We start from the raw sequence: 9,362 nt of genomic DNA, 5'->3' as shown, positions 1-9,362 counted from the left end.
CGTTGGCGCCGGCGACGGAGGCTGCCGCGGGACCTCCCATCGCCCGCCCGGCCAGGGTCGCCAGCCCCAGTTCGCTGAGCAGGCTCGACTGACTCTCCGCCGCCATCGCGGGCGCGACGTCGCCTACCCCAGCCGACATCAGTGCCGCGGTAGTCCTGATTTCCGGTGCGGCCGAGGACCACCCGGCCGGCACCGAGAATGCGCCGACCGACGCCGCGCGGCCCATGCTGGCCGTCACCACCCCCGGGCCGAAACCCGGCGGACCGATCGGTGTCACGGACGACGCGAAGCCACCTGACATCGGGCCCAGCAGCGGCGACAGCACTCCGCTGATCGGCGGCGTGCCGCTAAGTATTGCGGCGACGCCCGCAGTGTTATGCGATATACCCCACAACCCCGACGCGAGAATCCAATAGCCGGCGGGACCGGTGGCCAATAATCCCAATAAGGTGTAGGGACCGGTGAGGGTGTGGACCACGTCCGTGATCTTGGAATAGAGATTGACCAGCCCCGTGAATGCGTTGCTCAAAGGGTTGGCGGTGGCTGCGGTTGCAATGTTCTGCAATGTGTTCGGCATCAACGACGTCAGCTGCGCCACATGCGTCGAGGCGTTGGACCCGACCGCTTGAGCCGTCGCTACCGACTGGGCCGCCGCGCCCCCCTTCGCGGTTTGCGGCGGCTCGGTGAACGGGGTGAGCTTGGTCGCGGCGGACGACGCCCCTGCGTAGGAGTACATGGCGGCGGCGTCTTGGGCCCACATCTCGGCATAGTGCGCTTCGGTGGCCGCGATCGCCGCGGTGTTCTGGCCCAGCAGGTTGGTCGCGATCAGGGTCGCCAACAGGCTGCGGTTGGCGGCGATCACCGGCGGCGGCACAGTGGCCGCGAACGCGGTCTCGTAGGCGGCCGCTGCCGACTTTGCCTGCGTCGCAGACTGCTGGGCCTGATCGGCGGTCCGGCTCAGCCACGCGGCATAAGGTTTGGCTGCGGCCCCCATTGCCGCCGCCGAGGGACCATGCCAGTCACCGCTGACGAGATCCCATGTCACCGAAGCGTACGACGAGGCAGCCGAATACAGTGCGGCCGCCAAGGCGTCCCAGCCTTCAGCCGCCGCGAGCATCGGCCCGGGCCCTGCGCCCGAATACATTCGCGCCGAATTGATCTCCGGCGGGACTGCCCCAAAATCCATACCGCGTGACCTCTTCCATAATCCGCGACAACGACCATCAACAGCGCCACGGCGAACAACCGCCTGGGTGAACTGCCGGTGGGTTCATGCGGCGTTCGCTCCCGGTATCGAACGCAGTCACATAGCCAGCACGACGACGGAACACGCGGCGGAGCGTATAGGTGCTGTCTGGAAATTCATCTGGTAGTAGCTGGAAGTTCCCTGGCTACCGCGACCGGTTCCGACATATTTCGGCTGGGTCAAACGCGCGGGGACGACGGCAGCCAGCTGAGCCGGCTCCTGATCTGTAAGCGACGAGATAGCAAGCCGCCCAAGGCTTTCAACCAGGCCAGCCACCTCATTGGCAAAGGCCTTCACCATGTCGCGCGCAGCACCGTCCCTATCCGCTCCGTGCAGCAACGCGGACAGCCACGGGACGGCGTCGTCGAGTTCGTCATTGTGGTGAATGCGCACTTGGTAGGGCCTCCATCCACCGATGCTGTGAGATGCCTACCTTTTACCGTTGATGTTGCTGGCAACCGTGCGCCATGGCTCCCTTCTCGATCCGGGTCCCAACAGTTGAAGAAATTTTAATTACATGCATTCTCCTGATAACGTCAGTCAGCGTGCCCGAGCTCCCACCCGACAGCGCGGAAAGCCGTCGGGCACCTGACATGTCGGAGCCGCTTTACAAACTCAAGGCGGAGTTCTTCAAAACCCTGGGTCATCCGGCCCGGATCAGGCTGCTTGAGCTACTCGTCGAACGTGATCGCACGGTCAGTGAGTTGTTGCCCGAGGTTGGGTTGGAGCCGTCGAACCTCTCCCAGCAATTGGCGGTGCTCCGGCGTGCGGGTGTCGTGGTGACGGCCAAGGAAGGCAGCACGGTGATTTACTCCATCGCCTCACCCACGATCGCCGAATTGCTGGCGGTTGCGCGCAAGGTGTTGGCCGGGCTGCTCAGCGACCAGGCGGCCATATTAGATGATCTGCGAGCCGCGCGGTGAGCTGGCTCAGCCGCATCTTTCGCGTCGGGCGCATCGTTGAGCCGGCAGACGGCGGGCCGGCTGTCACGGCCGACTCGCCCGCCTGGGTGCGCGGGTCGCTACAGGTGCGCCACGTCGACGTCGGCTCCTGCAACGGTTGCGAGATCGAGATCGCGGGTGCGTTCAGCCCGGTCTATGACGCCGAGCGATTCGGTGCGCGGCTGGTCGCGTCGCCTCGACACGCCGACGCGCTGCTGGCCACCGGCGCGGTGACCCGCAACATGGTGGAGCCGCTGCGGAATACCGTCGCTGCCACCCCCGAGCCCCGCATGGTGATCGCTTGTGGTGACTGTGCACTCAACCGCGGCGTGTTCGCCGATGCGTACGGGGTGGCTGGCGCGGTCGGCGATGTGGTCGACGTCGACATCGCAATCCCCGGTTGCCCGCCGCGACCCGATCAGATCGTGGCCGCGTTACGGTCGGTGACCGGCCGGTGACAGCTTCTGTCACCGTCACCGCCGGCGACATCGCCGCATCGACCGCACGCAGATCTGCTGTCGTGTGGGTCAGCGGAGCCGCGACCGCCGCGGTCGGGGCGACCGGTGTCGGGTCCGGGCTGACCGGCCTGTTCGCCCCGCCGCCGCCGGTTCGCATCGGCGGGTTGCTGCCGCTGGCTGGCCTGCAGCTCGCGATCGACCCGCTCGGTGGTTTCTTCATGGTGATCACCGGTGCGGCCGCGGCTCTCGTCGGCGTTTATTGGATCGGGTACGCCCGCCGGGAAAAGCTAGGCGGGGTCCCGCTGGTGGTGTTGCCGGTGTTCGTCGGTGCGCTGCTGCTGGTCACCGCCGCCGGGTCGGTGGCCACATTCCTGTGGGGCTGGGAGTTGATGGCGATTACGTCGCTTGTGTTGCTGCTGACCGACCACGATCGCGACCGGGTTCGTTCCGCCGGCATCGTCTATGCCGTGATGACCCAATTAGGTTTCGTCGCAATCCTGTTCGGGATGATGATGCTGGCAGCCTCGGCCGGGACGGACATCTTCGCCGATATCGGGGCGGTACCCGATGGTGTACGGACCGCGGTGTTCGTGTTGACCCTCACCGGGTTCGGGTCCAAGGCGGGTCTGTTGCCCTTGCATGCCTGGCTGCCGTGGGCGCATTCGGAGGCACCCAGCGCGGTGTCGGTGCTGATGAGCGCGGCAATGGTCAATCTGGGCGTGTACGGCATCATTCGCGTCGATCTGCAACTGCTCGCCCCCGGCCCGCGCTGGTGGGGGGTAGCGCTGTTGGTCGTTGGTGGCACATCGGCGATTTACGGGGTGCTGCAGGCATCGGTGGCCACCGATCTCAAACGGCTGCTGGCGTATTCGACGACCGAGAACATGGGATTGATCGTGCTCGCGCTCGGCTTGTCGACCCTGCTGTCGGCCAGCGGCGCGTGCGCGGCCGCCGTCGTCGCGATGACCGCGGCGCTGCTGCACCTGATCGCACACGCTGCGTTCAAAAGCCTCGGCTTCATGGGTGCAGGGTCGGTGTTGGTCGCCACCGGCCTGCGTGACCTCGATCAGCTTGGCGGACTTGCTCGCCGAATGCCTGCTACGACGATGCTTTTCGGCGTCGCTGCAATCGGAGCATCCGGATTGCCGCTGGGTGCGGGGTTCGTCAGCGAGTGGCTACTGGTACAGTCGCTCATCCACACCGGGGCCGATCACGACGCTGTCGTTGACCTGGCAATGCCACTGGCCGTTGGGGCTGTGGCACTCACCGCAGGACTCGGGATTGCCGCGATGGTGAAAGCGTTCGGCATCGGATTCCTGGCGCGTCCCCGCTCGGATGCTGCGGCCAGTGCGCGGGAGGCACCCGCCAGCATGACCACCGCGATGGCACTGGCCTCGATCGGATGCGTCGTGCTGGCCGTGGCCCCGGGCGTGGTCGCCGCGGTGCTCAACCGTGTGCTGGATGTGCTGCCCGCCGCCCGAGACGGTGGTCGTGTAGGGTTCGGCGCGTTTCTGCGGCTGCCTGGCCTCGATGGATCTGTGGGCCCTGGTCTGCTTGCCGGTGCGCTCGGCATAGCCGCCTTGGTGGTCGTGGCCTTTACCCGCTGGCGTAGCGGTCACCGCCCGGACCCAGTGACATTGCCGCTGTGGGGATGTGGCGCCGGTGAACTGAGCCCACGCATGCAGTACACCGCGACCTCGTTCGCGCAGCCGCTGCAACGTGTCTTCGACGATCTACTGCAGCCCGACACCGACATCGAGGTCGTCCATCTGGCCAGCTCCCGCTACCTGGTCGACAGGATCGCTTACCGGGCGCGGTCAACCGATGTCATCGAAGAACGTCTATACCGCCCGCTGTTGGCCGTGGTGGCGGGCTGCGCCCGGCTGATCCGCGCCGCACACACCGGAAGCGTGCACCTCTACCTGGCCTACGGTGCCCTCGGAGTGCTGATCGTCCTGCTGGCAGCACGATGACCGCGACGTCTTATCTCGCCGGCGTTATCCAACTGGGCGCTGTGATGATCGGTGCGCCATTGGTTGTCGGCGTGATGCGCCAGGTCAGGGCGCGCGCCGAGGGCCGGTCCGGTGCCGGGGTGCTGCAGCCGTTGCGGGACTTGCGCAAGCAGATGGGCAAACAGTCGATCATCCCGGAGGGCACCACATTAGTGTTCGCCGTGGCCCCGGCGGTGCTGGCGGGCAGCACCCTGCTGATCGCTGCTGTCGCCCCGCTGGTTGCGACCGGCTCACCGCTGGATCCGGTGGCTGATCTGGTCGCCGTTGTCGGGCTGTTGTTCCTGGGCACTGTGGCGTTGGCGTTGGCCGGCATTGACACCGGCGCGGCGTTCGGCGGAATGGGTGCCAGCCGAGGGATCACCATCGCCGCGCTGGTCGAACCCACCATCCTGCTTGCGGTGTTCGCGTTGTCGATCCCGGCCGGCTCCGCCAACCTCGGAGCCATCGTCGCGAACTCACTGGCCAACCCCGGGCAGGTGATCTCACTGGCCGGGGTGTTGGCGTTCGTCGCGCTGGCGATCGTGATCATCGCCGAAACCGGTCGGCTGCCAGTGGATAACCCGGCCACCCACCTCGAGCTGACCATGGTTCACGAGGCGATGGTGCTGGAATACGCCGGCCCGAAGCTCGCCCTGGTCGAATGGGCCGGCGGCATGCGGCTCACGATTTTGTTGGCGCTGCTGGCGAACCTCTTCTTTCCGTGGGGCGTAGCCGGTGTGCACCCGGATGGCGTCGCCGTGTTGATCGGTACCGCCGCGATTGCCGTCAAGGTCGTCGTGTTCGCAAGCACCCTGGCTTTCGCCGAGGTTTTCATCGCCAAGCTGCGGCTGTTCCGGGTGCCGGAACTGCTGGCCGGCTCGTTTCTGTTGGCGCTGCTGGCGGTCACGTCGGCGAACTTCTTCACCGGCCAAAGCTGATCCGATGACCAACTATGTGAGCCTGATCGACTTGGCGGCCGGCGGCGTGCTGCTGGCCGCAGTGTTGATCATCTGGCGTCGTGACCTGCCGTCGATCGTGCGGTTGCTCGCGGTTCAGGGCGTCGCGCTGGTGGCGATTCCGGAGATACGCGGCGCCCATGACCACGATTGGGAGCTGATCGGGATCGGAATGTTGATGTTCGCCGTGCGCGCGGTTCTCCTGCCGTGGCTGCTGGTGCGGGCGGTCGGCGTCGAACGCCAAGAGCAGCGCGAAGCAACGCCGCTGATCAACACCAGCGCGTCGCTGCTGATCGCCACCGGGTTGGTGGTGACGGCGTTCGCGGTGGCCTCGCCGGTGGTCCACCTGCAGCCGACCGCGACGACCGCGGCGGCGCCGGCCGCGCTTGCGGCAATCTTGATAGCGCTGTTTTTGATGGTGACCCGTCGGCATGCGATTTCTCAGGCGGCAGGATTCCTGATGCTGGACAACGGGATCACAGCGGTTGCGTTCCTGCTTACCGCCGGGGTGCCGCCGATCGTGGAACTAGGCGTCTCACTGGACGTGCTGTTCGCGCTGATTGTGCTCGGGATTCTTACCGGCCGGCTGCGTCGCATGTTTGGCGGCGCAGACCTGGACCAACTGCAGGAACTACGGGACTAGATGAGGACTAGATGGCATTCCTGATCCTGCTGCCGATCCTCTCGCCGGTGATCGCCGCCGCCTGCGCTGTCGTCGCAGGCTGGCGTCCCTGGACCGCGACCGCCACCGTCTTATCGGCGTTGGTGGTGCTCGGAAGTGGGATCGGCCTGGGATTTCAGCTCGACGGCCAACAGCGCCTGGCGCTGGGTGGTGTACTGCGCGCCGACGCACTTTCGGCGACCATGTTGATCATCATCGGCATCGTCGCCACACTGGCCACCTGGGCCAGCATCGGCTACATCAACACCGAACTGCGCAACCAGCACACCGACCGCCGCGGTGCGCACCTCTACGGCGCCCTCGCACCGGCTTTTGTTGCGGCCATGGCGCTCGCCGTCTCGGCAAACGACATCGGGGTGATCTGGGTCGCCGTCGAAGCCACCACCGTGGTGACCGCGTTTCTGGTCGGACATCGCAGAACCCGAACCGCACTGGAGGCGACCTGGAAATATGTGGTGATCTGCTCGGTCGGTATCGCCATCGCGTTTCTTGGCACCATCCTGATGTATTTCGCTGCGCGCCACAGCGGAGCAGGCAGTCAAGTCGCACTGCATCTCGACGTGCTGTCGACGCAGGCCGCGACGCTCGATCCCGCTATCACCCGCCTCGCGGGTGCGCTGCTCGTCGTCGGGTACGGCGCGAAGGTGGGCCTGGTTCCGTTCCACACCTGGCTGGCCGACGCGCACAGCCAGGCGCCGGCACCGGTGTCGGCATTGATGAGCGGGGTGCTTCTGTCGGTGGCATTCTCTGTGCTCGTTCGAATCAGACCCATCGTCGACGCCGCCGTCGGCTCCGGGTTTCTGCGCGGAGCGCTGCTCGCCGCCGGGCTGGCGACGGTGCTGGTAGCGGCGCTACTGCTTACCGTGACTGGCGACCTCAAACGGATGCTGGCCTACTCGTCGATGGAGAACATGGGCCTGATCGCAATCGCCGCCGCCGCGGGAACCGGATTGGCGATCGCCGCGCTGCTGCTACACGTGCTGGCGCACGGTGTCGGCAAGACCGTGCTCTTCCTGGCCGGCGGCCAGCTGCAGGCCGCCCACGACTCGACGACCATCGCCGAAATCACCGGGGTGTTGGCCCGCTCCCGGCTGGTCGGCTCCACCTTCGCAGCCGGAATCATCGTGCTGCTCGGACTGCCGCCCTTTGCGATGTTCGCCAGCGAGTTGGCGATCGCCCGATCCCTTGCCGACGCGCGACTGGCCTGGGCTCTGGGACTTACGTTGCTGCTGGTCGTGGTGGCGTTCGCGGCGCTGACCAAAAACTCCGGACACATCTTGTTCGGGGCTGCGTCTCCGCAAGCACCGGCGATCCCGGTACCCGGCACGGTGGCCGGCGCACTGCTGGCCGGTGTCGTGATCTCGGTGATCCTGGGGGTGACCATCGGGCCCCTCGCCGCATTGTTCGACACCGCCGCAGGTCAGTGGGCTGCGCGATGATCACAGCGCACAAGATCAGCCGGACGGTCACCGGTGATGAGCTAGCTGATGCCGCCGAGGAACTACTCGGAGCTGGATTCCGGCTCGGGCTGGTCGCCGCGCACGACGACGGCGAGGCGCTGCGCGTGGTGTACCTTTTCCTGGCTGGCCGGCCGGATCGACGGGTCGAACTGACCGTGCCCGTGCCGGCACATAAACCGTCGATTCCCTCGCTTGCGAATCTGTCGTTTCCGGCCAGTCGCTTTGAGCGGGAAATAGCCGACCTGTTCGGGATAACCCCAATCGGCCATCCGCTCCCGCATCGGCTGGTCCGACACGCCCACTGGCCCGACGACTGGTATCCGATGCGGCAGCAGGCCGGTCCGCCCCCGGACTTCACCGGAAAAGACCGCTTCCCGTTTCTGACCGTGGACGGGACCGGGGTGTATGAGATCCCGGTCGGACCGATTCACGCCGGCTTGATCGAACCAGGCCACTTCCGTTTCTCGGTGGTGGGCGAGTCCGTGTTGCGGCTCAAGATCCGGCTGTGGTTCGTCCACCGCGGGGTCGAACGACTCTTCGAGGGACGCTTGGCCGATGGCGCGGTCGAGCTGGCCGAACGGGTCAGCGGTGATACCGCCGCGGGTCATGCGCTGGCACACGCCCTCGCGGTCGAGGACGCGTTGGGTGTCGAACTGTCCGAGCCTGTGCATCGACTACGGGCCCTGCTCGTCGAACTTGAACGGATCTACAACCACGCTGCGGATCTGGGCGCGTTGGCCAACGACGTCGGATTCGGCTTGGCTAACTCCCACGCGCAACACGTGCGGGAACAACTGCTGCGGGTCAACGCCCGCACCACCGGGCACCGGCTTCTTCGGGATGCCATCCGGCCCGGCGGGGTGATGCTGCGGGAACTTCCCGACCCACAACGGTTGCGGTCGCTGGCCGCTGACATCGCCGAGATAGCCGAACTCACCCTCAAAAACTCGATCGTCTACGAACGGTTCGCCGAGACTTCGGTGTTGGACCGCGACGACGCTCGCATGCTGGGGTGTCTGGGCTATGTCGCACGTGCCAGTAGGCTGCGCACCGATGCCCGGCTCGACCATCCCACTACCGCACTGCCGGTCGATGAGATAGAGGCAACCGCCGGCGACGTACTCGCCCGCTATACCGTCCGCCGCGACGAGTTCGCCGCTTCGACCGCACTGGCCTGCAACATCATTGAGACCCACCATGGCCCGATCGATTTAGACGAACCGTTGCCGGGTGCGAGCGGAGCAAGCAGTGGGGTCGGGATCGTGGAGGGATGGCGCGGCACCATCGTGCACCGAGTCGAAATCGATCCCTACGGGGTGATAACTCGCGCCAAAATCGTCGACCCGTCCTGGTTCAACTGGCCCGCGCTGCCAGTAGCCATGACCGACACCATCGTCCCCGACTTCCCGCTGACCAACAAAAGCTTCAACCTGTCCTACGCAGGTAACGACCTGTAGCCATGCGTCGCACTGCGTCAGGCAGGCTGACCCGCTGCGCCCGGTTCCGCCGCGCTTGCGGTCACCACTGGGTCGTCGGGTGGTGACCCGCTGCGCCCGGTTCCGCCGCGCTTGCGGTCACCACTGGGTCGTCGGGTGGTGACCCGCTGCGCCCGGCTCCGCCGCGCTTGC

General features: G+C 66.2%; 9 protein-coding genes. 7 read left to right on the top strand and 2 right to left on the bottom strand.

Annotated elements, in window-relative coordinates; genetic code table 11:
* Positions 1-1,186 (bottom strand): PPE family protein (locus tag AC2VOP_RS09310; RefSeq protein ID WP_486960688.1); only part of this gene is annotated, 1,186 nt, incomplete at its 3' end.
* A gap of 117 nt (positions 1,187-1,303) precedes the next feature.
* Positions 1,304-1,639: a hypothetical protein gene (locus tag AC2VOP_RS09305; protein ID WP_486960687.1), complete on the bottom strand. Its 336-nt coding sequence runs from the start codon at positions 1,637-1,639 to the stop codon at positions 1,304-1,306.
* A 200-nt stretch (positions 1,640-1,839) separates the two neighbouring features.
* Here AC2VOP_RS09305 and AC2VOP_RS09300 point away from each other — a divergent pair, with 200 nt between their 5' ends.
* The 7 genes from AC2VOP_RS09300 to AC2VOP_RS09270 are packed head-to-tail and all read left to right on the top strand — an operon-like array spanning position 1,840 to position 9,191.
* Positions 1,840-2,169, top strand: coding sequence for an ArsR/SmtB family transcription factor (locus AC2VOP_RS09300; RefSeq protein ID WP_486960690.1), 330 nt, complete (start codon positions 1,840-1,842; stop codon positions 2,167-2,169).
* Positions 2,166-2,645: an NADH-quinone oxidoreductase subunit B family protein gene (locus AC2VOP_RS09295; protein WP_486960686.1), complete on the top strand. Its 480-nt coding sequence runs from the start codon at positions 2,166-2,168 to the stop codon at positions 2,643-2,645. Before AC2VOP_RS09300 ends, AC2VOP_RS09295 begins: the two co-directional genes overlap by 4 nt.
* 29 nt (positions 2,646-2,674) lie before the next feature.
* Positions 2,675-4,618: a proton-conducting transporter transmembrane domain-containing protein gene (locus AC2VOP_RS09290; protein WP_486960689.1), complete on the top strand. Its 1,944-nt coding sequence runs from the start codon at positions 2,675-2,677 to the stop codon at positions 4,616-4,618.
* Positions 4,615-5,574 (top strand): respiratory chain complex I subunit 1 family protein, encoded by a 960-nt coding sequence (locus tag AC2VOP_RS09285; RefSeq protein WP_486960685.1) that lies wholly within the window; start codon positions 4,615-4,617, stop codon positions 5,572-5,574. Before AC2VOP_RS09290 ends, AC2VOP_RS09285 begins: the two co-directional genes overlap by 4 nt.
* A 4-nt stretch (positions 5,575-5,578) precedes the next feature.
* The gene (locus AC2VOP_RS09280) at positions 5,579-6,235 is read left to right on the top strand and encodes a hypothetical protein (RefSeq protein ID WP_486960684.1); all 657 of its coding nucleotides are present in this window, start codon (positions 5,579-5,581) and stop codon (positions 6,233-6,235) included.
* 11 nt (positions 6,236-6,246) lie between these two features.
* The gene (locus AC2VOP_RS09275; RefSeq protein WP_486960683.1) at positions 6,247-7,713 is read left to right on the top strand and encodes a proton-conducting transporter transmembrane domain-containing protein; all 1,467 of its coding nucleotides are present in this window, start codon (positions 6,247-6,249) and stop codon (positions 7,711-7,713) included.
* Positions 7,710-9,191: a hydrogenase large subunit gene (locus AC2VOP_RS09270; RefSeq protein WP_486960682.1), complete on the top strand. Its 1,482-nt coding sequence runs from the start codon at positions 7,710-7,712 to the stop codon at positions 9,189-9,191. Before AC2VOP_RS09275 ends, AC2VOP_RS09270 begins: the two co-directional genes overlap by 4 nt.
* Positions 9,192-9,362 lie beyond the last annotated feature (171 nt).

The organism is Mycobacterium sp. TH-M106, assembly GCF_057473765.1.
Note: the sequence above shows the minus strand (reverse complement) of the source record. Positions and strands in the feature narration are given on the sequence as shown.